Here is a 25316-nt window from a genome sequence, read left to right on the forward strand (position 1 = left end):
CGTACCACCAGCGCTGAGAACGCGGTGCGGCCGTCCGATAGGTTGTCCGTATGACGCAGCACCACCTAGCCGGTCCCGGGGCGGGGACACCGACCCCGTTCGGGCGACTCCTGACCGCCATGGTCACCCCGATGAACGACGACGGCTCGCTCGACCTCGACGGCGCCGCCCGGCTGGCCAGCTACCTGGTCGACGAGCAGGCCAACGACGCCCTGGTGATCAGCGGCACCACCGGCGAGTCGCCGACCACCACCGACGTCGAGAAGGAGCAGCTGCTCCGGGTCGTCATCGACGCCGTCGGGGACCGGGCCCGGGTGGTCGCCGGTGTCGGCACCAACGACACCCGGCACACGGTCGAGTTGGCGGTCGCCGCCGAGAAGGTCGGCGCGCACGGGCTGCTGGTGGTCGCGCCGTACTACAACAAGCCGCCGCAGGCCGGGGTGGTCCGGCACTTCACCGAGGTCGCCGACGCGACCGGGCTGCCGGTGATGGCGTACGACATCCCGCACCGCACCGGCATCGCGATGAGCAGCGAGACCCTGGCCCGGCTCGGCGAGCACGAGCGGATCGTCGCGGTCAAGGACGCCAAGGGCGATCTGGCCGCCACCTCCTGGGTGACCGGCCGCACCGACCTGGCGTACTACTGCGGTGACGACGCGCTCACCCTGCCGACGCTGGCGATCGGCGGGGTCGGACTGGTCGGCACCTCGACCCACCTGACCGGTGCGCTGACCAAACAGATGATCGAGGCGTACGTCGCCGGCGAGCACGCCGCCGCGCTGGCCCTGCACCGCCGGTTGCTGCCGTTGTTCACCGGCATCTTCCGCAGCCCCGGCACGATCCTGGTCAAGGCGGCGCTCGGGGTGCTCGACCTGCCCGCCGGGCCGGTGCGTTCGCCGCTGGTCGAGGCCACCGACGCCGAGTTGGACCAGCTGCGGGCCGACTGCGCCGACGCCGGACTGGAGCTGCCGTGAGCCAGGCACACGTGGAGTTGGACCTGCCGCCGCAGTTGCCGCCGGGCGGGTTGCGGGTGATCCCGCTGGGCGGGCTCGGCGCGATCGGTCGCAACATGACGGTCTTCGAGTTCGACGGCAAGCTGCTGGTGGTGGACTGCGGGGTGCTCTTCCCGGATGTGGAGCAGCCCGGGGTCGACCTGATCCTGCCGGACTTCGCCCCGATCCTGGACCGGCTCGCCGACGTTCAGGCGATCGTGCTGACCCACGGTCACGAGGACCACATCGGCGCGGTGCCGTACCTGCTCGCCCACAAGCCGGACATCCCGTTGGTGGGCTCCCAGTTCACCCTGGCGCTGGTCGAGGCGAAGCTTGCCGAGCGGCGGATCGAGCCGTACACGTTGACCGTACGCGAGGGTCAGCGGGAGCGGATCGGGCCGTTCGAGTGCGAGTTCCTCGCGGTGAACCACTCCATCCCGGACGCGCTCGCGGTGGCGATCCGTACGCCGGCCGGGCTGGTGCTGCACACCGGTGACTTCAAGATGGACCAGCTGCCGCTGGACGGGCGGATCACCGACCTGGCTGGCTTCGCCCGGCTCGGTGCCGAAGGCGTCGACCTGCTGCTGTCCGACTCGACCAACGCCGAGACCCCCGGCTTCGTCACCCCGGAACGCGACATCGGGCCGGTGCTCGACTCGATCTTCGGCAAGGCCACCGGTCGGATCATCGTGGCGAGCTTCGCCTCCCATGTGCACCGGGTGCAGCAGGTGATCGACTCGGCGTACGAGTACGACCGCAAGGTCGCGCTGATCGGCCGGTCGATGGTGCGCAACATGGGCATCGCCCGGGACCTTGGCCTGCTGCGGATCCCGCCCGGCCTGGTGGTCGGGCTGGACGAGGCGACGGCGTTGCCGCCGGACCGGATCGTGCTGATGTCGACCGGGTCGCAGGGTGAGCCGATGAGCGCGTTGGGTCGGATGGCGACCGGTGACCACCGGCACATCACCGTCGCGTCCGGCGACACCGTGGTGCTGGCCAGCTCGCTGGTGCCGGGCAACGAGACCTCGGTCTACCGGGTGATCAATCAGCTGGCCCGGGCCGGGGCGACCGTGATCCACAAGGAGACCGCCAAGGTGCACGTCTCCGGGCACGCGCCAGCGGGGGAGCTGCTCTACCTGCTCAACGTGGTGCGGCCGAGCAACCTGCTGCCGGTGCACGGCGAGTGGCGGCACCTGCGGGCGCACGCCCGGCTCGGCATCGAGTCCGGTCTCGATCCGCAGCGGGTGGTGCTCTGCGAGGACGGCGACGTCGTCGACCTGGTGGACGGGCACGCCACCCTGGTCGGGCACGTCAAGAGCCGGTATGTCTACGTGGACGGTCTCGCGGTCGGCGACGTCGGCGAGTCGCTGCTGACCGAGCGGCGGATCCTCGGCGACGGCGGGTTCATCGCGGCGACCGTGGTGGTCGACTCGGTGACCGGCAAGGTGGTCGGTGGGCCGACCGTGTCGGCGAAGGGATTCTCCGACGATCCGGAGGCGTTCAACGCGGTCGTTCCGTTGATCACCGAGGCGTTGGGTCGGGCCGCCGCCGACGGCATCACCGATCCGCACCAGCTGCAGCAGGTGGTCCGGCGGATCGTCGGCCGTTGGGTCAACGACGCGTACCGGCGTCGGCCGATGATCGTACCGACCGTGGTGGAGGTTTGAAGACGTCCTGAGCGTCGCCGGGGCTGACCAGGAAGCCGGCTGGCGGGCATACTGGTCGGACAGTTACCCACTGTCGTGACGAGAAGGCTGGCGTGCCTGGCGATCCCGGCTCCGGCGAGTCCCCTGCGGCGGCGCGGCGCAGGCTCCGACTCGCGCTGCGCCGCGCCCGGGAGTCGGCCGGGCTGACCCAGGGCAAGGTGGCGGACGCCCTCGACTGGTCGGTCTCCAAGGTCAACCGGATCGAGAAGGGCAGCGTCTCGGTCTCCACCACCGATCTGCGGGCCCTGCTGGGGCTGTACGGCGTGGTGGACGCCGACCGGGCCGAGCGGCTGCTGCGCGACGCCCGTACCTCCCGGTTGCGGGGCTGGTGGGACGAGCCGCGCTACCGGGAGCACCTGACTCCGGCAATGCTGCAGTTGCTGCAGTTGGAGGGCGAGGCCAGCGCCATCCGGGTGTTCCAGCCGACGTTGATCCCGGGCCTGCTGCAGACCCGCGAGTACGGCGAGTTCGTGTTGAACTTCTGGCGCAGCGAGCTGCCGGAGGCCGACCGGGCGCTGCGGCTCGAGGCCCGGCTGCGTCGCCGGGACCAGGTGCTGGACCGACCCGATCCGCCGGAGTTCCACCTGGTGCTGGACGAGTCGGTGCTGTGGCGCACGATCGGTGGGCCGCGGGTGATGGCCGGGCAGTTCGCCGCCTTGCTACGGGTGGCGCGGCGACCGAACGTGCGGGTGCGGATCGTTCCGTTCGCCGACGCGGCGATCATGGCGATGCTGGCGCCGTTCACGCTGCTCGACTTCGGCGACGAGGAGAACGCGCTGCTCTACCGCGAGGGCCTCCTGCTGGACGAGATCGTCCATGCGGCGCAGCGGATCGGCCGGCACCGCGGCTACTTCGCGCACATCTGGGACTCGGCGCACGACGAGGCGACCTCGGCCCGGTTGATCACCGAGCGGACTGCGGCGTTGACCGCCGATCTGCCGGCCGCGCAGGCCCCGTCCGTCGGTGGGTGAGTCCCGGTCGCGTATCGCCCGGGCCAGGTGCCGCGTTAACCCAGGCAAATGCCGAATAATCGGCATAATGTCTGAAGCGGAGAAAAAGCTATGATGCGGACATATCGCGGCTGGTGGCGGAGCAGCCAGTGCGACACCAACGCGTGCCTGGAAGCCACCGTGACCGCCTCCGGCGACGTGGCGCTGCGCGACTCGGCCGAGCCGGACGGGCCCTGGCTGGATGTCGACCCGCAGCAGTGGCGACGGTTCCTGCGCGGGGTCAACCGAGGCGACTTCGCCGGCCGGTAGGAGGCGGGTGGAGGCCGCCTCCCACCGACTCGGCCGAGAGTTGGTACGCGGCGCGGCCCCGGGCGGTTCACCAACCCGGCTGTGACATTCGGCATCCGTACGGGTCGATCCATCGACCGGTGTCCTCCGTACCACCTGCCGGCGTCGACCCGACGCCAGCCGCAGAGGAGGTACGGATGCGACGCCGACGGATCGTCACCGCCGGAATCACCGTGGCCGCGGTCGGGCTGCTCGCCGCGGTGACCCTGCCGGCCGTGGCCGGCGACGACCCGACCGACGGCGACCCCGGCACCGCCACCGGCCAGCCGGCCGGCACCGACGGCCAGCCGGCCGCCGCGCACGACGACCTCGTCGCCGCGCTGCGTCGCGACCTCGGCGTCAGTGCGGCGGACGCCCGGACCCGGCTGGCCACCGAACGCTGGGCCACCCGTACCGTCGACGTTCTGCGGGCCGACCTCGACGCGGCGTACGCGGGCGCGTGGATCAGCCAGGACGGCGCCGACCTCGTCGTCGCGGTGACCGACCCCGCACAGGTGGACCGGGTCCGCGCCGCCGGTGCCGAGGCCCGCCTGGTGGCCCGCAGCCAGCAGCAGTTGACCGGCGTCAAGGAGAGCCTGGACCGGGTGGGCGACGCCGCCAGCCCCGACCTGGCCGGCTGGTACGTCGACCTGGCGGACAACACCGTGGTGCTGCTCGCCCGGCCCGGCGCGCAGCCCGCCGCCCGGGACTTCGCCGCCGCCGCCGGAGTGCCGGCCGACGCGGTCCGGGTGGACGCCTCCGACGAGGCACCGGTACCGCTGTTCGACGTACGCGGCGGCGACCCGTACTTCATCGGTGCCGGCGGCCGGTGCTCGGTCGGCTTCTCCGTGGTCGGCGGCTTCGTCACCGCCGGTCACTGTGGTCGTCCCGGCGACACCACCACCGGATTCAACCAGCAGGCGCAGGGCGTGTTCCAGGCGTCGTCGTTCCCCGGCGACGACTGGGCCTTCGTCGCGGTCGACGACGACTGGACACCGCAGCCGGTGGTCAACGACTTCAACGGCAACAACCTGCCGGTCGCCGGCAGCGTGGAAGCGCCGGTCGGGGCCAGCATCTGCCGCTCCGGATCGACCACCGGGACCCGGTGCGGCGTGATCCGGGCCAAGGACGTCACGGTCAACTACCCGGAGGGCGCGGTCAGCGGGCTGACCCGTACCAACGTCTGCGCCGAACCCGGCGACTCCGGCGGTGCCTGGCTCTCCGGCGACCAGGCGCAGGGTGTCACCTCGGGCGGCTCCGGCAACTGCCGCTCCGGTGGCGTCACCTTCTTCCAGCCGCTGGCCGAGATCCTGCAGGTCAACAACCTGACCCTGGTCACCACCGAGGACGGTGCGGTCCCGCCGACCGGCGCGCCGACCGCCGTACCGACGGCGTCGCCGACCCAGCCGGCGGACCCGCCGCAGAGCCCGTGCGCCGACCACACGGTGCTGCGTGACGGCGAACTGACCCGGGCCGGTGGCCGACAGATCCAGCCCGACGGACGGTTCTTCCGGGCCGGGGCCGGACGGCACAGCGCCTGCCTGCAGGCACCGGCCGGCGCCGCCTTCCGGCTTACGCTGCAACGCTTCACCGCCGACGGCTGGCGTACGGTCGCCCGGGGCGACCGCGTCGGCGCCACGGTGACCCGGTTGAGTTTCTCCGGACCCGCCGGTGCCTACCGGTACCGGGTGCAGTCCGGTCGGGGCGTGGGTGGCTACCTCCTCGGGTTCTCGGTGAACTGACCGCCACCCGCCGCGCCGTCCCCGGGGGCCGCCCTCCCCGGGGACGGCGCACACCCACGTCCCGCCGCTGAGTACGCGTACCCTGTCGGCCGCCGACCGGCGCTCGTAGCCTGGCCTACGGGGAGGTCACCATGGGCTACGAGCTGCTGACCGTCGTCATCCTGACGGCACACTTCGGGTTCCTCGCCTACCTGGCGGTCGGCGGGTTCCTGGCCTGGCGGTGGCCGCGGACGATCTGGCTGCATCTGACCGCGGCGGGCTGGGGAGTGCTGGTGGTGGCGGCCAACCTGAGCTGCCCGCTCACCGTGGCCGAGCACTGGTCCCGCCGCCGGGCCGGCCAGGCCGGCTTCGACGAGGGGTTCGTCGAGCGCTACCTGACCGGCGTGATCTACCCCGACCAGTACGCCTGGGCGGCCCGGCTGGTGCTGGCCGTGGTCGTCGCGGTCAGCTGGGCCGGGGTGCTCAGGGCAGTTCGGCGACGGCGTCGGCGAACTGCGCCCCGGTGATCACCGCCGCGTTCACCAGCGCGGCGAGCTGCGCCCCGCTGACCCCGTACGCCAGGTCGGTGCTGACGTCGCCGGCCAGGATCAGCTCGCCGGATCCGGTGTCGTGCACGTAGGCCTTCGGCAGCAGCCGGTCGTGGTTCCACGAGTTGCAGAACCGGTACGCCTCGGCCAGCCGGTCCGCCGGCAGCCGCCGGTCGGCCAGCACCCGGCTGTGCAGCACCCGCTGCTGCTCGCCGAGCCGCTCGAAGTGGATCACCGCATGTCCCCACTTGCCGCCGACCACCCCGTCGTCGTCGACGAAGTACCGGTCACCGCGCTCGTTGAGCGCCGCCGTGATGCCCTCCAGGGTCAACGGCGAGACCACGTCCGGGGTGCCGCCGGCCGGCGGTACGCCGACCTCGCCGCCGGTGGCCGGTTGATCGGCCGGCAGCTCGACAGCGTCGGTCAGCGGCTCGGCGGCCAGCCAGCCGGCGATCCGCCGCGACTGGTGGTCGGTGCCGTTGCGGGCGTCGAACCGGCCCGCCAGCTCGGTGGCGGTGGCGGCCAGCTGCGCGCCGAGCGTGGCCACCGGCAGGTCGGCGGCCGGCCGGTCGCCGTACTCCGGCCGGTGGATCGTCTCGTCGCCGTGGCCGGCGGCGGCCGCGAGCCGGCAGACCAGGGCACCGGCGGCGGCGAACTCCATCGCCGAGGCGTCGTCGTACGGCCGGTCGAACCACTCCAGATGCTCGCCGAGGATCGCCAGGCCACGTTGGTGCTGACTGACCGATGCGCAGAACCGCAGATGCTCGGCCAGGTACGGGAAGGCGTCGCGTTCGTGCCGGTGCCGCCGGTACGCCCGGACGTGCGCCTGCGCCGCGTCGGCGTACCGGCCCAGCCGCAGGTACGGCATGATCACCGCGACCAGCGCCTTCTCCGGCTGCTCGGTGCAGCCGACCGCGCCGCTGAGCACCGGTTCGGCGATCTTCAGCGCCGCCTCCCACTCACCCCAGCCGGCGAGCAGCTCGGCCTGGCGGGACGGGTCACAGCCGGCGCAGTCGCTGTTCTCGTCGCGCGGGGCGGTCCGCCACCGGTCCAGCCACTGCCGGGCCTGGGCCTCGTCGCCGACATGGTCGGCGATCTTGCAGCGTAGGTTGTACACCGCCTGCAGGCTCTGCCCGCTGGCGGTGAACCGCCGCTCCATGTCGTCCAGCGCGGCCCGGGTCTGCGCCAGTCCCACCCGGGGCGTGCCGCGCAGCGTCGCGACCGCCCACTTGTGGTACCAGCGCAGCAGCTCGGCGTCCCACGGCTCGAACAGCTCCGGGTGCCGGTCGAAGGTGTTCAGACACCAGCCGAACGCCGGCAGCATCCGCCAGCGTTCGGTGTGATGGTTGTACGTCTCGATCAGCGCCATCCGCGCGTCGAAGCCGATCCGTGCCTGCCCGGCCGCGTCGGCGTGCGCGGCGATCCGTTCCAACTCGGCGATCTTGCCGTCGCCGTCGGGCAGGTCGGTGGCCTCGTCCAGCGCCTGGACCAGCTCCTCGGCGGTCACGGTGCCTCCTCGGCGGGGGTGTCCGGCCCGGTGGCCGGATCGGTGAAGGCCCGGTCCAGCAGGGCCAGGAAGGACCGGTTGAGTGCGGCGCTGTCCACCGCCCGCAACGGATGGTGACCGGCGAGCAGCGCCTGACCGTACAGCGCCTCGACGGCATTGCGTAGCGCCGCTCCCGCCGGTTGCCCGGCGAGCCGGCGGATCAGCGGGTGCCGCCAGTTGAAGACCAGCTCCGGGCGGTGGTCGACGTTGACGTCGGCGAACGCGGACAGCACCTCCGACCACAGCTCGTCGGAGCCGGCCACCGCACGGCGCACACTGTCCTGCTCGCGGGCGGCCTGGCCGAGGACGTACAGGGCCGGCACCGTGACCGGGTCGAACTGCCGCAGCTGCGGTACGCAGTCCAGTTCGGTCAGCACCGTGCGGGCGGTGGCCAGGAAGGTCTCCGCCACCGCCAGCTGTCCGGGCGAAAGGCTCTCCAACCGGGCGGCCAGCTCGCCGGGGTCCAGCCGGCGGGTGCGGATCGCCGGGTCCAGCCGGGGAAGTCGCTGCAGGATCTCCGCGTCGTAGGCGTAGCCGGCGTTGACGATCGGCGTACCGGCGGCCGACGCGATCGCGGCCAGTGACCGGAACTCGTCGACCGTCTCCACGTACCGGATCATCGCCAGATGCTGGCGGAACAGCCGCAGCGGCATCATCCCCCGGCTGGTCTCGAACGGCAGCCACGAGTCGACCAGCCGCAGCATCTCGTCGTCGCGGACGGCGAGCGCCTTGACCCCGAGGTGGTGCACCCGCAGGAAAGCGGCGAGCCGTTCCGGCTGGCTGACCGACAGCTCCAGCAGCCAGCTGCGGATCTGCCCGCCGAGCCCGTCGCGGACCGCACCGAGCAGGTCGTCCTCGTAGAGCGCCTCCCGGCTGGCGGTCGGGCGCAGCACCGAGGTGTCGACCACGCAGCGGACGAAGAACGCCCACTCCGGCAGCAGTTTGCTGGCGTCGTCGCTGAGCAGCATCCGTTTCAGGTAGACCCGGTGGCCGCCCTGGCCGACCGTCGACGGCGACGGCAGCACGAAGCCGACGCCGACCAGCCCGGCTTCCGGCACCCGCAGGTCGATCACGTCCATCGGCCGGGCACCGAGCAGCGTCGCGCCGTAGTCCAGCAGCGCCTCCCGGCGGGCCGCCGGGTCGGCGTGGACCACCTCCCACGGGGCCTGCGGCTCGGTCAGCCGGACCGGCTCGCCTGCCGGCGGGCAGAACAGCACCGGGACGTCCAGCAGTCGGGCGTAGTCGCGGACCAGGTCACGGACCTGGTCGGCGGCCAGCCAGTGCCCGGCGTCGGCGCGGGGGCGCAGCGTGACGGTGGTGCCGACCGGTCCGCGGGCGGCGTCGTCGACCTCGGTGGTGTAGCGCCCGTCGGCGTACCCGGTCCAGCGCACCGCCGGTCCGCCCCGGGCCGACCGGGTGACCACCTCGACGGTGTCGGCGACCATGAAACACGACAGCAGGCCGATGCCGAACTGGCCGAGGAAATCCTGCCGGGCGAAGCCCAGGTCGTCTCGTTTGGAGGTACGCCCGACGCTGGCCAGGAAGGTGTGCACCTGCGGTTCGGTCAGGCCGATGCCGTCATCGTGCACCCGCAGGCCACCGTCGGCGGTGGGCTCGATCCGGACGGTGCCGCCGACCCAGTCGGGTTCGGCCTCGCGCCGGGCGGTGATCGCGTCGGTGGCGTTCTGCACCAGCTCCCGGGCGAACACCCGAGGGCTGGCGTACAGGTGGTGGCTGAGCAGGTCGACGATGCCGCGCAGGTCGACCTGGAAGCGGTGTTCCATCCGGGTCAGCCCGCCAACTCGGCGACGGCGTCGCAGACCTGGCAGCCGGTGGCGATCCCGCAGTCGAGCAGGTGGTCGAGCTGCGGGGCACTGACTCCCCGCTCCAACGCGGTGATCAGCTCACCGCAGACCCGGGCGGTGCCGTCGTCGTCGACGTGGACGAAGGTCTTGGGCCACAGCCGGTCGTGGTTCCACTCGTTGCAGAAGGCGTACAGCGCGGGCACGTCGTCCACGGTGAACAGGGTCGACGCGATGGTCCGGACCCGCAGCACCTCGCCGTTGGGTCCGAGCCGGGAGAACACGATCAGGTTGTCGTTCCACCGGCCGACCAGGTCGCCGTCGTTGTCGGCCTGGAAGTGGTAACCGCGGGCGGTGAGGGTCTCGGCGATCATCGCGGTGGTCAGCGGCCGCAGCACCTGCATCGCACCACCGCCGGAGGGCGCGTCGGGCAGGTCGTCTGGGTCCGGCGGGGGCATGCGGTGGTCCTTTCGGTACGGCACGTCGGACGGCGGGCCCCGCGCCCCGGCCGGGGCCGGCGCGCGGACGGGCCGGCGATGTCCGGACGGGGGTCCGGCGGTGGACGGCGTCGTCGTGGCCCCGGGGGGACAGTAGGGGCCGATCGGAATGGTGGCACAGCCGCGCCGCCCCGCGTGGCTCGGACACGACCCGGAAAAGCGAGGGTTTGTATGCCGGCGGGGTTACCGTGGGACTCTATGGCCGGCCGAACCTCCCAGGCGAGTCGGCGGCGCGGCGGGTCGACCAGCCGCGCCGCCGCGGCCGGCCGTGCCCGGACCCCGGCCCGCAAGCGCCCGACGGCCCGTCGGCGGCCGGCCCGCAACTCGCCGGCAGTCCTGGTCGGTCGCGCCGTCGGCGCCACCTGGATGGGGCTGGCGCACGGCGTCGGTTGGGCGGTGCGTACCGCCGGTCGCCGGGCGGCCACCGCGCGGGAGTTGAGCCCGGAGCACCGGCGCGACGGTGCCGGGCTGTTCGTGCTCGGCCTGGCCATTCTCACCTCGATGGCGATCTGGTTCGGCGCGGCCGGTCCGTTCGGGGTCCGCGTCGCGGACATGATGCGGCTGTTCGTCGGCGCGATCGCGGTCGCCGTGCCGTTGCTGCTGCTGATCGGCGCGGTCCGGCTGATGCGTGACCCACCGGAGGAGCCGGAACCCCGGGGCCGCGGGCTGGTCGGCTGGTCGGCGATGCTGGTCGCCACGGCGGGGCTGCTGCACATCGGCCAACGTCCCGACGACGATCTGCAACGTGACTACGCCGGCGGGCTGATCGGACTCGGCGTCGGTACGGCACTGGAGCACACGGTCAGCTACTGGGTCGGTGTGCCGCTGCTGATCCTGCTGCTGATCTTCGGTCTGCTGGTGGTCACCGCCACCCCGATCAACCGGATCCCGGAGCGGCTCGGCCTGCTCGCCGGGGTGGTGACCGGGCGGGACCCGGAGCCCGACCCGGTGCCGGCCGGTGCCGACACTGGGGACGACGAGACCGCCGGCGAGGAGCGGGCCCGCCGCCGACCGCCGCGCCGCCGGCAGGCCAGCCGGACGGCCGACGCCCTGCCGGAACCGTCGGCCGGCGCCGATGGTGCCCCGGCCGAGCCGCTCGATCTGCAGGAGACGATGGAGCTGCCGCGCCGGCCGGCGGCGAAGGTGCCGACCACCCGCAACCCGCCGGAGCCGCCGGAGCATTCCCCGACCCCGACCCGCGCCGAGCAGTTGGCGATCACCGGGTTGTCCGGGGACTACCGCCTGCCGCCGGCCAAGCTGCTGCGGACCGGGCCGCCGGCGAAGACCCGCAGCAAGGCCAACGACGAGGTGATCGCCGCGCTGCAGGGGGTGTTCGAGCAGTTCGACGTCGACGCGGCGGTCACCGGGTTCACCCGCGGCCCGACGGTGACCCGCTACGAGGTGGAGCTCGGCCACGGGGTCAAGGTCGAGCGGATCACCCAGCTCTCCCGCAACATCGCGTACGCGGTGAAGTCACCGGACGTGCGGATCCTCAGCCCGATCCCGGGCAAGAGCGCGGTCGGCGTGGAGATCCCGAACACCGACCGGGAGGACGTGTCGCTCGGCGACGTGCTGCGCTCCCGCGCCGCCGGTGCCGACCACCACCCGATGCTGGTGGCGCTCGGCAAGGACATCGAGGGCGGCTTCGTGGTGGCCAACCTCGCGAAGATGCCGCACATCCTGATCGCCGGGGCGACCGGCGCCGGCAAGTCGTCCTGCCTGAACTCGCTGCTCATCTCGATCCTCAGCCGGGCCACCCCGGACGAGGTACGGCTGCTGCTGATCGACCCCAAGCGGGTCGAGATGACCGGGTACGAAGGCATCCCGCACCTGGTCACCCCGATCGTGACCAACCCCAAGAAGGCGGCCGAGTCGCTGGAGTGGGTGGTGCGCGAGATGGACATGCGCTACGACGACCTGGCCGCGAACGGTGTCCGGCACATCGACGACTACAACCGCAAGGTACGGGCCGGGGAGATCACCGCTCCGCCCGGCAGCGAGCGGGAGATCCGGCCGTACCCGTACCTGCTGGTGATCGTGGACGAGCTGGCCGACCTGATGATGGTCGCCCCCCGGGACGTGGAGGACTCGGTCGTACGGATCACCCAGCTCGCCCGGGCCGCCGGCATCCACCTGGTGCTGGCCACCCAGCGGCCGTCGGTGGACGTGGTGACCGGCCTGATCAAGGCGAACGTGCCGTCCCGGCTGGCCTTCGCCACGTCGTCGCTGTCCGATTCGCGGGTCATCCTGGATCAGCCGGGCGCCGAGAAGCTGATCGGCCGGGGCGACGGCCTGTTCCTGCCGATGGGTGCGTCGAAACCGCTGCGCATCCAGGGCGCCTGGGTCAGTGAGAAGGAGATCGACGAGATCGTCGCCTTCTGCAAGAAACAGCGCGAGCCGGAGTTCCGCCCCGACGTGCTCACCACCGCCCAGGAGAACAAGAAGAAGATCGACGAGGACGTCGGCGACGACCTCGACCTGCTGGTCCAGGCGATCGAGCTGGTGGTGACCTCGCAGTTCGGGTCGACCTCGATGCTGCAGCGCAAACTGCGGGTCGGGTTCGCCAAGGCGGGCCGGTTGATGGATCTGATGGAGACCCGGGGCATTGTCGGGCCGTCCGAGGGTTCCAAGGCCCGCGACGTTCTGGTCAAGCCGGACGAGCTGGAGGAGGCGCTGGCGAGTCTGCGGGCCGTCGAGGCGAGCTGACCGCACTGGCCCGGTCGGGCTGACCGATCGGATCGTTCCGCGCCGCGCCGCCGGGCCGCTGCCCGCCGGTGGCCCGGTACCCTCGTCAGGTGTCTGCTTTTCCCCCGCCTTCTGCCCCACCGCCCGGCCGGCGCGTCGCCCTGCTCACCCTGGGGTGCGCCCGCAACGAGGTCGACTCGGAGGAGTTGGCCGCTCGGCTGGACGCCGACGGCTGGCAGGTGACCACCGACGCCGACGGCGCCGACGTGGTGCTCGTCAACACCTGCGGCTTCGTCGAGAAGGCCAAGCAGGACTCGGTGCAGACGCTGCTCGACGCCGCCGACGGCGGGGCCAAGGTGGTGGCCGCCGGCTGCATGGCCGAACGGTACGGCCGGGAGCTCGCCGAGCACCTGCCGGAGGCGCAGGCCGTCCTCGGGTTCGACGACTATCCGGACATCTCCGGCCGGCTGCGGGCGGTGCTGGCCGGCGAGCAGTTGCCCGCGCACGCGCCGCGGGACCGCCGCACGATGCTGCCGCTGACCCCGGTGTCCCGGCAGCGCTCCGGTGTCGTCGTGCCCGGTCACGCGACGGTCGACGAGCACACCCCCGCGCACCTTCGCCCGGTCCTGCGGCGTCGGCTGGCCAGCGGCCCGGTGGCGTCGCTGAAACTGGCCAGCGGCTGTGACCGTCGGTGCGCATTCTGCGCCATTCCGGCGTTCCGGGGGGCGTTCGTCTCCCGCGGTCCCGAGGAACTGCTGGCCGAGGCCGAGTGGCTGGCCGGCACCGGCGTTCGGGAACTGGTACTGGTGAGCGAGAACTCGACCTCGTACGGCAAGGATCTGGGCGATCCGCGACTGCTGGAGAAGCTGCTGCCCCAGTTGGCCGCCGTCGACGGCATCGTCCGGGTCCGGGTCAGCTACCTGCAGCCGGCGGAGACCCGTCCGGGCCTGATCGAGACGATCGCCACCACGGCCGGCGTGGCACCGTACTTCGACCTGTCCTTCCAACACGCCAGCGAGCCGGTACTGCGCCGGATGCGGCGCTTCGGCTCCACCGGGCGGTTCCTCGACCTGCTGGCCTCGGCCCGGTCACTGGCGCCGCAGGCCGGCGCGCGGAGCAACTTCATCGTCGGGTTCCCCGGCGAGACCCGGTCGGACGTCGACGAACTGGTCCGTTTCCTGTCCGCGGCCCGGTTGGACGCGATCGGGGTGTTCGACTACAGCGACGAGGACGGTACCGAGGCCGCCGGACTGCCCGAAAAGGTGCGGGCCGCCACGGTGAAGCGGCGCTACGACCGGATCTGCGCGTTGGCCGACGAGTTGTGCGCGCAGCGGGCCGAGGAACGCGTCGGCACGACGGTGGAGGTGCTGGTCGACAGCGTCGACGACGGGCTGGTGGAGGGCCGGGCCGCGCACCAGGCACCTGAGGTGGACGGTTCGACGACCCTGGTGGCTGGCGCTGCCGCCGCCACCGGTGCCGGAGCCGGAGCCGGTGTCGAGCTCGCCATGCTGCGCCCCGGCGACCTGGTCCGGGCGACGGTGACCGGGACCGAAGGGGTCGACCTGGTGGCGGTGCCGAGTGACGTGCTCTCGTCCGGTACGGCCGACCGGCCGCTGTCCGCCGCGGTCGGGTGAGCAGATGACCGAGCCGGGCGCCTCCGCCGGTCCGCGTACCGCCGTCGCCGCGGTGCCGGTGGTCAACGCGGCCAACGCGCTCACCGGGCTACGCATGGTGCTGGTGCCGGTCTTCGTGGTGTTCGTGGTTCTCTCCGGGATGACCCATCCGGGCTGGCGGGTCGCCGCCTGCCTGACGTTCGTCGTCGCGTCGGCGACCGACCTGATCGACGGCTGGATCGCCCGCCGGTACGCCTTGGTGACGTCGTTCGGCAAGGTCGCGGACCCGATCGCCGACAAGGCGCTGACCGGCACCGCGCTGGTCCTGCTGTCCTGGTACGACCTGGTGCCCTGGTGGGTGACCGGGCTGATCCTGGTGCGTGAGTGGGGGGTCACGCTGATCCGGTTCTGGGTGCTGCGTCACGGGGTGATCGCGGCGAGCCGGGGCGGCAAGGCGAAGACGGCGCTGCAGATCACGGCGATCGTCTGGTACCTGCTGCCGCTGCCGTCGGTGCTCGCCGCGGTCGCTCCGTGGATCATGGCGGCCGCGCTGCTGGTCACCGTGGCGACCGGGCTGGACTACCTGGTCCGTGCGCTGCGGCTGCGCCGTACCGGGCCGGATCGGTGACGCCGGCCGGGTCGGACCGAACTTCTCCGGCCGGCCTGCCAGCGGGCGGGCGGCTGCCGCCGCCGGACGGCGGCGATCTCGGCATGGGGCGGTCGGCCAGCGGCAGCCCGGCGGCGGCGGTCGTGCACGCCCTGGCTGAGCGGGGTGAGACGCTGGCGGTCGTCGAGTCGCTCACTGGTGGGCTGCTGGCGTCCGCCCTGGTCGAAGTCGCCGGGGCGAGCCTGGTCTTCCGCGGTGGGCTGGTCGTGTACGCCACCGACCTGAAGCGCACGCTGGCCGGGGTGCCGGAGCGGTTGCTCGCCGACCGCGGACCGGTCGACCCGGATGTCGCGGTCGCCATGGCCCGGGGTGCCCGGGTCCGGTGCGCCGCCGACTGGACGCTGGCCACCACCGGGGTGGCCGGCCCACAGCCGCAGGGCGGCAAGCCGGTCGGCCGGGTCTACGTCGCCCTGGCCGGTCCGGCTGGCGTACATCAGGTCCGGCGGTTGGACCTCGGTGGCGGTCGAGACGCGGTACGCAGGTCGAGCGTGACTGCTGCCTTGCGACTGCTGACGACGCAACTACATGCCACGCGGCCCTGAGCGGGGGACACCCGGGACGCTGAGCGGATATAACTGACATCTGACCCTGATCGCCCTGCCGGGCCCGATTCGTGCCCTCGGGTGGGGTGTCGATCGGGTGACGAACGGATAAGGTTACGGGAAGCCTCCGGCACTCGCCGGCCGGTCCCGGACAGGGGGAGGTGCGATGGTCCTGCTACGCCGCGTCATCGGTGACGCGCTGCGTGCCCGCCGGCAGGGTCAGCGCCGGACTCTGCGCGAGGTTTCCACCGCCGCCAACGTCAGCCTCGGCTACCTCTCCGAGATCGAGCGCGGCCAGAAGGAAGCCTCGAGTGAGCTGCTCGCTGCGATCTGCGACGCGCTGGGCGCTCAGTTGTCCGAGGTGCTACGTGACGTGAGTCACACCGTCGCTGTCGCCGAGCAGCGGCAGGGCCTGCTGGTTCCGTTCCCCGAACAGTCCCCGACGTCGCCCGAGCGGTCCCTGAAGGAGCGGCCGAGCCGCAGCGAGGTTCTGCGCTCCGCGTCGGACGGCGCCGTCGGTACGGCCGAGCGGAGCGACGCCGCCGTGCACCAGGTCGCCACCGAGGGCGGGGTGACCGTCTCGGTCCGTAGCGACTCGCCGCTCAAGGCGACGTTGCGGGCCTCCCGGCGGGTGCCGAACACCGGCGGTCGGGACCGTGACGTCGTCTGCGCCGCCTGAGTCACCACGGATCGGGCTGCCGCGGGCGGCCGGGTCCAGGGCTCGCCACCGCTGGATCCGGGACACTAAGGTTGACCCTCAACCGGCGTACCCTGCCGGATCCCACCGACGCCGGCTGACCCGGTGGCGACGGCCTGGGACGATGGTAGGGGCGCCGGAGCACCGTACCGCCCGGGTCGGGTCGCCGTGACCGCCTGACCGTTCGCGCCGATAGTGAGGGGATACCGCAGAGATGGCGAACCCGTTCGTCAAGGGTTGGCGCTACCTGATGGCGCTGTTCGGCGCCAAGATAGATGAGCACGCCGACCCCAAGGTGCAGATCCAGCAGGCGATCGAGGACGCCCAGCGCCAGCACCAGGCACTGGTTCAGCAGGCCGCTGCGGTGATCGGCAACCAGCGACAACTGGAGATGAAGCTGTCCCGGCAGATGAGCGAGGTCGAGCGGCTGCAGGGGATGGCCCGGCAGGCGCTGGTGCTGGCCGACAAGGCCCGCGCCGAGGGCGACGAGGCGGAGGCGAACAAGTACGAGCAGACCGCCCAGACTCTTGCCACCCAGCTGGTCTCCGGCGAGCAGTCGATGGAGGACCTCAAGGCCCTGCACGACCAGTCGTTGGCCGCCGCTGCCCAGGCCCGTCAGGCGGTGGAGAACAACCAGATGATCCTGCAGCAGAAGCTGGCCGAGCGGACCAAGCTGCTGAGCCAGCTCGAGCAGGCCAAGATGCAGGAGACCGTGGCGTCGTCGCTGGAGTCGATGTCGGCGCTCGCCGCGCCGAAGAACACGCCGTCGCTCGACGAGGTGCGGGACAAGATCGAGCAGCGCTACGCCACCGCGATGGGCCGGGCCGAGCTGGCCGGCAACTCCGTCGAGGGGCGGATGCTCGAGGTGCAGAAGTCCACCCTCGACATGGCCGGTTCGTCGCGGCTGGATCAGATCCGGGCCAGCATGGCGGGAGAGAAACTCGCCGGGGCACAGCCGGGGCCGGCGGTCGAGCAGACCCCGGCCGGCGCGGACAGCATGGCCGGCGCGGACAACGCCAGTGTCGCCCGCCTCGACCAGCTCCGTGCCTCGATGGCGAAGGACAAGAACACCGGTGACGCCTCCGCCGCCGGCTGACCATCGGGCTGGCCGAGGGGCGGGAAGGAGCAGCGGTGGTGGATCCACGGACTCGCTACTTCCGCAGGCTGCGTCGCCTGCGTCGGGGCGCCCGCCGGTGGACCGTGCTTGCTGGCGGCTTCGGTGGCGCGGCGGCGGTCCTGCTGCCGTACGCGGGGGTCAGCCCGGTCGACGCGGTGTGGGCGGCGGCGGCCGGCGCCAGCACGGCGTTGGCCTTCTGGCGCTGGTCCGATCTGCGGGCGCTGACCGCGCAACCGCCGCCCCCCGCGCCGGATCCGGCCATCGCCGCCGAGCAGGCCCGGCTCAAGCTGGTCGCCACCGTCGAGCGGATTCCGCTCGGCCGGGCCGCCGTCGGCGAGGTACGCCGACAGCAGGCGCTGCTGGCGTTGCGCGGAACGGCGGCGGCGGACGTCTGGACCCGGCTGGACCGGGCCGCGCGGACCCTCGCCGGGCTGGTGCCGCGGTTGACCGGGCCGGGCGAGTCGGCCCAGCTCGAAGCCGCGGTGGCCGAGCAGTCACTGCGTGACCTGGCGTACCGGGTGGCCAGCGTGGAGAAGGCGGTACGGCTGGCTCCGGCCGACGCCGGGCTGGCCAACTCGCACCGGGTGCTCGTCGAGCAGCTGGAAGCCGGCACCGTCGCCTACGAAGGTCTGGTCGCGGCGGCCGCCAACTACGTCGCCGAGGACGGTCGGGCGGTCGGGCAGCATCCGTCGGTGAGCCGGCTCACCGAGGCCGGTGACCTGCTGCGGGGGGTCGCCGCCGGGCTGGCGGAGCTGCGGCAGCCACCGGACCCGGCTGGCACGTCGGGCACCAGTAGGTGACCCGCCCCGCCGCCGGCTCGACCCGACGCACTGCCGTACCGCAGCGGCGGCACGGCCGCCGCCAGCGGCCGTACACGTAGCTGGCCTCCCCGGGCAGGCCGGTGATGCTGCGGCTGGCCCGCCCCCGGTTGGCGACCAGCAGCCGGCGTGCCAGCTCGACGACGGCGGCCAGGTCCGGCACCTCGCGGACCGGTGTACCGGGCGCGACACCACGCAGGAACAGCAACTCGCAGGCGTAGACGTTGCCGATTCCGGCGAGATTGCGCTGGTCGAGCAGCGCCTCGATGACGGGTGTCTCGGGCCGGGCGGCGAGCCGGCGGACCGCTTCGGCCGGGTCCCAGTCGGCACCGAGCAGATCCGGCCCCAGCCCGGCGGTGAGTTCCGGCTCCCGCTCCGTCGTCACCAGGGCCAGCTCGTGCAGGTGGTAGCCGACGGCGACGGACTCACCGGTGCGCAGCACCACGCGGATCTGGTGTGCCGGCCGGGCCGTCCAGCGTTGACCGAGCCGGTAGGTCCGCCAACTGCCGTCCATCCGCAGGTGCGAGTGCAGGGTGTACCGCCGGTCGTCCGGTGCCGCGAGCCGCAGCAGCAGGTGCTTGCCACGGCTGACGCAGTCCAGCACGGTCCGGCCGGACAGGTCGGTGGTCGCGAGCCGGGGGATCCGGAAGTCGCTGCCGGTGAGCCGCCGGCCAGCCAGCACCTCCCGCAGCCGGTGGGCGGTGTTCCAGACGGTGTCGCCTTCAGGCACGACGACAATCCTGCCGCAGGTCGCGACCGAACGGGCCCGAGTAGCCGACTGCCTGGGCCGCAGACATCCGGCCCAGGCAGTCGGGGTGACGATAACGGTCAGTACCGTCGTCGGAACACGGCGAAGGTGGCGGCAGTGCCGAGCGCCAGCGCGCCGATCAGCACCACCCAAATCGCCGTCGAGTTGACACCGTTGTTGAGCTCCGCATTGGCCTGGACCGCAGCGAAGAGGCTGTCGTCGGCCGGTGCCGGCACAGCCACCGGGGGAAGCTCGCCGTAGCGCACCAGACCGGTGCTTTCCAACAGCGACATGTGGGTCTGGACGAAGCCGTTGGCGTCCTGTGCGAGCTGCCGGACAACGTCGTTGCGGGTGCTCGCCCGGACCGCACCGATGACCGGGAAGATGTTGCCGTGGGCGGCGCGGAGCCGCTCGACGAAGATCCGGTCGAACCGGGCGCCCTCCGAGGTCTTCATCTCGTTGACCCAGCCCTGCTGGGTGGGGGTCGGGTCGGTGGGCAGCTCCACACCCAGCTTGTTCGCCGCCTCGACCACCAGCAGGTCGAGCTCGACGTGCTGTTCGGCGATCGCGGCGCCGACCTCGCGGACCCGTTGCGTGCTGCCCTTCTCCGCCGCCAGCTGACCGGCGGGAATCTCCCACAGCCCGGCGAGCCGGACCCCGTTGAGCAGCTGGATGTCGGTGGCGGCGAGCTGGGTCGCCCCGGAGGGCTGGGCGAGCGCGACGCCGGGCAGTGCGAGCAGCCCGGCGACGAGACCCACCAGGACCACTGTCAGCCGGCGTGGGGTGTGTGCCGCAGATCGTGCCCGGGCCATAGTGTCTCAACCTCCGAGTGGGGTCGACAGAGCGGTTGATGATCGATCAGAACGTTATGTCGAATACCGCCCGCGCGTCAATGCTGCTGGCTTGGAATCCGCAGAAAAAAAGAAGCATTTAATCGTTTCCTGTGGCTAATCTGACTCGACTCGCCGGCATCGTCCGTTCGGCTGATGCTCCCGGTTCAACATCGAGGTCACGGGGTTGTTCACCCAGTGCGAATCTGGCCACTTGACATACTGCGGCAGGAGTGCGGTTTGTGGCGCTGCGGTAACAGGGTGCCGACACCGTAGCAGAATGTCGGCCCATTCCTGACCCGGCGGATCACTGGAATCGCTACGGATACTCGTCGGGACGCGGAGGCCGGACGATGTCGGCGTACCGCAGATGGCTGGCCCCGTAGATCGCGAAGTTGAGCCGGGCATGGGACAGGCTCAAGTCGCCGTTCGGCCCGCCACGCACCACCTCAGCGTCGCCATCGCCCTGGCCGTCGTCGGTCCAGAAGCAGACGGGGCAGGTGGTGCATCCGGTCCGGTAACCACAGCAGGGGCATCTGTCGACGGAGTACGGGACCACCCGCTAAGCCTTCCACAGGAACGTTTCGGGCATGTGCCTGAGGTACCCCGTCGACGGTCCGCCGGCAACGCACCGCCGTCGGCGTGCGCACCCGGGCATACCCGCCGGTGCCGGCGGTGCCCGGACCGACGTCCCCGATCAGCCGCGTAACCGCAGTCCACGTGGGGTGGCCCGGAAGCCGGCGGTGGCCAGCGCCGTCCGCAGCGGGGAGCTGTGCACCCGCTCCCCGTCGGCGCGTTCGACCGAGATGGTGCCGAGCGCCCCGGAGCTCACCGCGCCGGCCAGCGCCCGGGCCGCCGCCTCGAGCCGCTGTCCGTCCTGAGTAAAGCAGAGCAGACTGCGACCGCCGCGTTCGACGTAGAGCGCCGCCGCCGCGTCGACGAGTACCACCAGCGCCCCGGCCTTGCGCCCGGGTCGGTGCCCCGCCGCCGACTCGTCGGCGCTGTCCACCGGGCGCTGCGGCCAGGGCAGTGCCGCGCCGTACGGGTTTGCCGGATCGGCTGCCGCCAGCACCACCGCCTCGGGCTGCCGGCGGTGCGGCGGATCGGAGCCGGTGAGTTCCCGCAGCCGGTCCACCGCACCGGGCACGGCGAACTGGGCCGCACCGAGCCCGTCGACAAAGTAGCCCCGGCGGGCCGCGCCGCGTTCCTCCAGTGCGGTCAGCACCGGGTACACGGCGGCGAACCCACCCGGCTGTCCCTCGGCGGCGACCGCCCCCCGGGTCACCACCCCGTGTCGTTCGAGCAGCACGTCGGCGGCGAGCGCCGCCCGCCGGGTCGGGTCGGGGTCACGCGGCGGCAGCAGCGACCACCGACCGGCCAGCTGTGGCACGGCGGTACGGGCGACGAACTCCCGACCGACCCGCCGGGCCCGACCCCGTGGCCCGGCGGCGGTGCGTACCCGTTGCGCCGGGCGTGGTCCGAGTAGGGCCCGCAGCGGCGCCAGTGTGTCGTTGGTCAGCCAGCCGGCCCACACCAGGTCCCAGATCGCCGTCTCGATCCGCCCGGCCGAATCGGCATGGTCGGTGGGCGCCCCGCCAGCGGTGTCGGCGGGGGGCACGACGCCAGCGGTGTCGGCGAGTGCCGCGCCGGCCCGGTCGGCCAGCTGCCGGAAGAACAGCGCCTGCTCGTCGGCGAGGGCGGCGAGCACCGCCTCGTGCACCGGAGTCAGTGCCAGCGCCGGGTCCGGCGGCGGCAGCAGCAGCGGTGCGGTCTCCGTGAACACCAACCGGATCCAGCCGTCACCCGAGCCGACCGCGCCGGCACCGGACCAGGTGACCTCGCCGGAGGCGCAGAGCTCGTCCAGGTACGCGGGGGAGTAGTCGGCCACCCGGGCGGGCAGGATCAGCCGTTCCACCGCGCCGGCCGGCAGGGCCGCTCCCTGCAGTTGCTCGACGGCGGCCGCCACCCCGTCCACCCCGCGACCCGGGCCGCCGACCTGCTGCCATCGGGGAAGGAACCGGACCAGGGCGGTCGCCGGCACCGGCTCGATCTCGCGGCGCAGCGCCGCGAGCGACCGGCGCCGCAGCAACCGCAGCACGTCGGCGTCGCACCATTCGGTGCCGGCCCGGTCCGGGGTGAACTCGCCGGCCACGATCCGCCCGGTCGCGGTGAGCCGGCGCAGGGTCTGTTCGACGACGAAGGCACCCAGCCCGAACCGGGCGGCGCAGGCGGCGGTGTCGAACGGCCCCCGGGTGCGGGCGTAGCGGGCGACCAGGTCGCCGAGCGGGTCGGCCACCGGGGCGAGGTACGCCGTCGCGACGCCGACCGGCAGCGCGACACCGAGCGCGTCGCGCATGCGGCCGGCGTCCTCCACCGCGATCCACCGGTCCTGCCCGGCGATTCGCACCCGCAGCGCGCGCCGGGCCTGGGACAGCTCGGCCGGCCAGCCCGGGTCGACCTGCCGGTCCTGCAACTCGGTGTCGGACAGGTCGCCGACGACCCGCAGCAGCTCGGCCAGGTCCTCGGCGTCGCGCAATCGGCGGTGCCCGTCCAGCCACTGCAGCTGCCGGTGGGTCTCGGCGAGCACCGCCGGGTCGAGCAGTTCCCGCAGCTCGACCCGGCCGAGCAGCTCGCCGAGCAACGTCGAGTCGAGGCTCAGCGCGGCGGCCCGGCGCTCGGCCAGCGGCAGGTCCCCTTCGTAGAGGAACGCTCCGACGTAGCCGAACAGCAGGGAACGGGCGAACGGCGACGGTCGGGGTGTCTCGACCTCCACCAGCCGCAGCCGCCGTGCCGCCAGGTCGCCCATCAGCCCGGCTAACGCCGGCATGTCGAAGACGTCCCGCAGGCATTCCCGCGCCGCCTCCAGGGTGATCGGGAAGTCGGCGAACTCCCGCGCCACGTCGAGCAGTTGGGCGGCGCGTTGCCGCTGCTGCCACAGCGGCTGCCGGCGGCGCGGATCCCGGCGGGGCAGCAGCAGCGCCCGGGCGGCGCATTCCCGGAACCGGGCGGCGAACAGGGCCGACCCGCCGACGGCCGCTTCGACGAGCTGGCTGATCTCGTCGCTGGCGAAGGCGACCAGGTCGGCGCCGGGTGGTGTGTCGGCCATCTCGGGCAGGCGGACCACGATGCCGTCGTCGGCGGGCAGCACCTGGGCGTCGACGCCGTACCGCTCGCTGATCCGGTGCCCGATCGCCAGTGCCCATGGGGCGTTGACCTGGGCACCGAAGACGCTGTGCACGACCAGCCGCCAGTCGCCGAGCTCGTCGTGGAACCGTTCGACGACGACCGTCCGGTCGTCCGGCAGGCTCCGGGCGGCGGCGCGCTGGTCGTCGAGGTAGCGCAGCAGGTTGTCGGTGGCCCAGTCGTCCAGACCGGACGACAGCAGGCCGGCGCGGGCGGCGGTGGGGTCCTGCCGGCCGACCTGGCGCAGCCGGGCGCCCAGCGCCCGGCCCAGCTCGACCGGGCGACCGGGTTGGTCGCCTTTCCAGAACGGCATCCGGGCTGCCTGGCCCGGGGCGGGGGTGACCAGCACCCGGTCGGGGGTGATCTCCTCGATCCGCCACGACGTGGCACCGAGTAGGAAGACGTCGCCGACCCGGGACTCGTAGACCATCTCCTCGTCGAGCTCGCCGACCCGCACGGGCCGTTCGGCGCCGGCCAGGAAGACACCGAACAGGCCGCGGTCCGGGATCGTGCCTCCACTGGTGACGGCCAGCCGCTGCGCGCCCGGTCGCCCGGTGAGCAGGTCGGCGTCGCGGTCCCAGATCAGGCGGGGCCGCAGTTCGGCGAACGCGGTCGACGGGTACCGGCCGGAGAGCATGTCCAGCACCGCGTGCAGCGCCGAGTCGGGCAGTTCGGCGTACGGGGCCGCGCGGCGTACCAGGGTCGCCAGCGCGTCCACCGGCCAGGGATCCAGCGACACCATGGCGACGATCTGCTGGGCCAGGACGTCGAGTGGGTTGCGCGGGTACCGCAGCTGCTCGATGGCGCCGCGGGCCATCCGCTCGCTGACCACCGCACAGGCCAGCAGGTCACCATGGTGCTTGGGCAGGATCACCCCGTGCGACAGCGCGCCCACCTGGTGCCCGGCCCGGCCGATCCGCTGCAGGCCGGCGGCGACGCTCGGCGGTGCCTCGATCTGTACGACGAGATCGACCGCACCCATGTCGATGCCGAGCTCCAGGCTGGAGGTGGCGATCACCGCCGGCAGCTGACCGGACTTCAACGCCTCTTCGATCTGCTGCCGTTCGGAGCGCGACACGCTGCCGTGGTGGGCGCGGGCGATCACCGCCGGAGCGCCGTGTGCGGTGTCCGACTGGGCCATGATCTCCGCCGGCATCCGGGTGCCGGACCGCCGGTCGCTACCGCTACCGCTGCTGTCGGCGCGGTGCGGGCCGGACTGCTGGTCCGTGCCGTCCGCCCGGTCTGCGGCGAGTTCGTTGAGCCGGGCGCAGAGCCGTTCCGCCGAGCGCCGGGAGTTGGTGAACACGATGGTCGACCGGTGCCGCCGGATCAGGTCGAAGACGCGTTCCTCGACCGCCGGCCAGATCGACCGGCCGGCCGGCGGCGGACCATCGGAGTCCTCCTGCGCGGCCTCGCGTTCGTCCAGCTGGTCGAGATCCGGCACCGGCACCTGGACGCTGACGTCGATGGTCTTGGCCGTGGCCGGGGCGACCACCTGCACGGGCTGACGGCCACCGAGGAACTGGGCGGTCTCCTCGATCGGCCGGACCGTGGCGGACAGGCCGATCCGCTGGGCGGGCGCCGGCAGCAGCGCGTCCAACCGCTCCAGCGACAACGCCAGGTGCGCGCCGCGTTTGGTGCCGGCGACCGCGTGCACCTCGTCGACGATGACCGTGTGCACGCCGCGCAGCGACTCCCGGGCGGACGAGGTGAGCAGCAGGAACAGCGACTCGGGAGTGGTGATGAGGATGTCCGGCGGTTGTCGGAGGAAGGCGCGTCGTTGATCGGCCGGGGTGTCGCCGGTGCGGATGCCGACGGTCACCTGCGGTGCCGGTGCACCGATGCGGGCGGCGGCCTGGCCGATGCCGACCAACGGGGTACGTAGGTTGCGGTCGACGTCGACCGCGAGTGCCTTGAGCGGGCTCAGGTAGAGCACCCGGCATCGCAGCCGCGGATCGTCCGGAGCGGGCGAGCGGGTCAGCTGGTCCAGCGACCAGAGGAACGCGGCGAGGGTCTTGCCGGATCCGGTGGGTGCGACCACCAGGGCGTGCCGGCCGTCGCTGATCGCTTCCCACGCGCCGGTCTGCGCGGCGGTCGGCGCGGCGAAGGCGGCCGAGAACCACTCCCGGGTGGCTGCCCCGAAGCGCTCCAACACCGCGGTCATCGCTGGTCCCTCCATCGGTCCGTCCGGCTGCCAGCGTGGACCATCCTGCCCGCCGGGTACGACGAAGCTGGGCCGCCCGGGCGACCCGGATCCACAAATTCGAGTGGAACCGGCAGGTCTGGCTTGCCCGACTTAGTAGTTATGGAGTAACTTTCCGTCATTA

20 protein-coding genes are annotated in these 25316 nt (G+C 72.7%); 13 read left to right on the forward strand and 7 right to left on the reverse strand.

Translation table 11 applies throughout. From position 1 onward, the window contains the following. The first annotated feature begins 50 nt into the window (after nucleotides 1-50). The 6 genes from dapA (at nucleotide 51) to EDC02_RS03035 (ending at nucleotide 6223) form a co-directional block, all read left to right on the forward strand. Entirely contained in the window at nucleotides 51-974 is a 924-nt protein-coding gene (dapA, locus tag EDC02_RS03010) for a 4-hydroxy-tetrahydrodipicolinate synthase (RefSeq protein WP_123600634.1), read from the forward strand. Further along, the gene (locus EDC02_RS03015) at nucleotides 971-2659 is read left to right on the forward strand and encodes a ribonuclease J (protein WP_123600635.1); all 1689 of its coding nucleotides are present in this window, start codon (nucleotides 971-973) and stop codon (nucleotides 2657-2659) included. The genes dapA and EDC02_RS03015 overlap by 4 nt, the downstream gene beginning before the upstream one ends. Before the next feature lie 92 nt (nucleotides 2660-2751). Next, a complete protein-coding gene (locus tag EDC02_RS03020; RefSeq protein ID WP_158632037.1) occupies nucleotides 2752-3669 on the forward strand; it encodes a helix-turn-helix transcriptional regulator in 918 nt (305 codons plus the stop codon). A 90-nt stretch (nucleotides 3670-3759) separates the two neighbouring features. Beyond that, nucleotides 3760-3957 carry a DUF397 domain-containing protein gene (locus EDC02_RS03025; RefSeq protein WP_123600637.1) on the forward strand — a complete coding sequence of 66 codons (198 nt, stop codon included), beginning with the start codon at nucleotides 3760-3762 and terminating at the stop codon, nucleotides 3955-3957. Between the two features lie 176 nt (nucleotides 3958-4133). Next, complete coding sequence (locus EDC02_RS03030) at nucleotides 4134-5717, forward strand: S1 family peptidase (RefSeq protein WP_123600638.1); 1584 nt, start codon at nucleotides 4134-4136, stop codon at nucleotides 5715-5717. A 131-nt stretch (nucleotides 5718-5848) separates the two neighbouring features. Beyond that, a complete protein-coding gene (locus tag EDC02_RS03035) occupies nucleotides 5849-6223 on the forward strand; it encodes a DUF2784 domain-containing protein (protein ID WP_123600639.1) in 375 nt (124 codons plus the stop codon). Here the strand turns inward: EDC02_RS03035 and EDC02_RS03040 are convergent. The 3 genes from EDC02_RS03040 to EDC02_RS03050 are packed head-to-tail and all read right to left on the reverse strand — an operon-like array spanning nucleotide 6180 to nucleotide 10050. After that, nucleotides 6180-7751 (reverse strand): YbjN domain-containing protein, encoded by a 1572-nt coding sequence (locus EDC02_RS03040; protein ID WP_123600640.1) that lies wholly within the window; start codon nucleotides 7749-7751, stop codon nucleotides 6180-6182. The two genes, EDC02_RS03035 and EDC02_RS03040, sit on opposite strands and share 44 nt — an antisense overlap. Next, the gene (locus EDC02_RS03045) at nucleotides 7748-9574 is read right to left on the reverse strand and encodes an HSP90 family protein (protein ID WP_123600641.1); all 1827 of its coding nucleotides are present in this window, start codon (nucleotides 9572-9574) and stop codon (nucleotides 7748-7750) included. Before EDC02_RS03045 ends, EDC02_RS03040 begins: the two co-directional genes overlap by 4 nt. A 5-nt stretch (nucleotides 9575-9579) precedes the next feature. Further along, on the reverse strand, nucleotides 9580-10050 hold the full coding sequence (locus tag EDC02_RS03050; RefSeq protein WP_123604438.1) for a YbjN domain-containing protein: 471 nt from the start codon (nucleotides 10048-10050) through the stop codon (nucleotides 9580-9582). 237 nt (nucleotides 10051-10287) lie between these two features. Between EDC02_RS03050 and EDC02_RS03055 the strand changes: the two genes are divergently transcribed. From EDC02_RS03055 to EDC02_RS03085, 7 genes are all read left to right on the forward strand, one after another. Continuing rightward, on the forward strand, nucleotides 10288-12795 hold the full coding sequence (locus EDC02_RS03055) for a DNA translocase FtsK (RefSeq protein WP_123600642.1): 2508 nt from the start codon (nucleotides 10288-10290) through the stop codon (nucleotides 12793-12795). An 89-nt stretch (nucleotides 12796-12884) separates the two neighbouring features. Beyond that, nucleotides 12885-14408 (forward strand): 30S ribosomal protein S12 methylthiotransferase RimO, encoded by a 1524-nt coding sequence (gene rimO / locus EDC02_RS03060; RefSeq protein WP_123604439.1) that lies wholly within the window; start codon nucleotides 12885-12887, stop codon nucleotides 14406-14408. Nucleotides 14409-14412: 4 nt separating this feature from the next. Beyond that, nucleotides 14413-15015, forward strand: a complete 603-nt coding sequence (gene pgsA, locus EDC02_RS03065) for a CDP-diacylglycerol--glycerol-3-phosphate 3-phosphatidyltransferase (protein ID WP_123600643.1) — start codon at nucleotides 14413-14415, stop codon at nucleotides 15013-15015. Nucleotides 15016-15098: 83 nt separating this feature from the next. Then, a complete protein-coding gene (locus tag EDC02_RS03070) occupies nucleotides 15099-15596 on the forward strand; it encodes a CinA family protein (RefSeq protein WP_123604440.1) in 498 nt (165 codons plus the stop codon). A 166-nt stretch (nucleotides 15597-15762) separates the two neighbouring features. Next, complete coding sequence (locus EDC02_RS03075; protein WP_123600644.1) at nucleotides 15763-16275, forward strand: helix-turn-helix domain-containing protein; 513 nt, start codon at nucleotides 15763-15765, stop codon at nucleotides 16273-16275. A 232-nt stretch (nucleotides 16276-16507) separates the two neighbouring features. Further along, nucleotides 16508-17389: a PspA/IM30 family protein gene (locus tag EDC02_RS03080; protein ID WP_123600645.1), complete on the forward strand. Its 882-nt coding sequence runs from the start codon at nucleotides 16508-16510 to the stop codon at nucleotides 17387-17389. Nucleotides 17390-17424: 35 nt separating this feature from the next. Next, nucleotides 17425-18210, forward strand: a complete 786-nt coding sequence (locus tag EDC02_RS03085) for a hypothetical protein (RefSeq protein ID WP_123600646.1) — start codon at nucleotides 17425-17427, stop codon at nucleotides 18208-18210. Here the strand turns inward: EDC02_RS03085 and EDC02_RS03090 are convergent. The 4 genes from EDC02_RS03090 to EDC02_RS03105 all read right to left on the reverse strand — a co-directional run bounded on the left by EDC02_RS03090 (nucleotide 18113) and on the right by EDC02_RS03105 (nucleotide 25153). Next, nucleotides 18113-18958, reverse strand: coding sequence for a DNA-formamidopyrimidine glycosylase family protein (locus EDC02_RS03090; RefSeq protein ID WP_123600647.1), 846 nt, complete (start codon nucleotides 18956-18958; stop codon nucleotides 18113-18115). The two genes, EDC02_RS03085 and EDC02_RS03090, sit on opposite strands and share 98 nt — an antisense overlap. 98 nt (nucleotides 18959-19056) lie before the next feature. Next, a complete protein-coding gene (locus EDC02_RS03095) occupies nucleotides 19057-19788 on the reverse strand; it encodes a DUF4142 domain-containing protein (protein WP_123600648.1) in 732 nt (243 codons plus the stop codon). A 337-nt stretch (nucleotides 19789-20125) separates the two neighbouring features. Continuing rightward, nucleotides 20126-20365, reverse strand: a complete 240-nt coding sequence (locus EDC02_RS03100; RefSeq protein WP_123600649.1) for a CPCC family cysteine-rich protein — start codon at nucleotides 20363-20365, stop codon at nucleotides 20126-20128. A 138-nt stretch (nucleotides 20366-20503) separates the two neighbouring features. Next, nucleotides 20504-25153, reverse strand: a complete 4650-nt coding sequence (locus EDC02_RS03105; RefSeq protein ID WP_233605705.1) for an ATP-dependent helicase — start codon at nucleotides 25151-25153, stop codon at nucleotides 20504-20506. Nucleotides 25154-25316: the final 163 nt, after the last annotated feature.

This window comes from Micromonospora sp. Llam0 (assembly GCF_003751085.1).
Lineage (GTDB): Bacteria > Actinomycetota > Actinomycetes > Mycobacteriales > Micromonosporaceae > Micromonospora_E.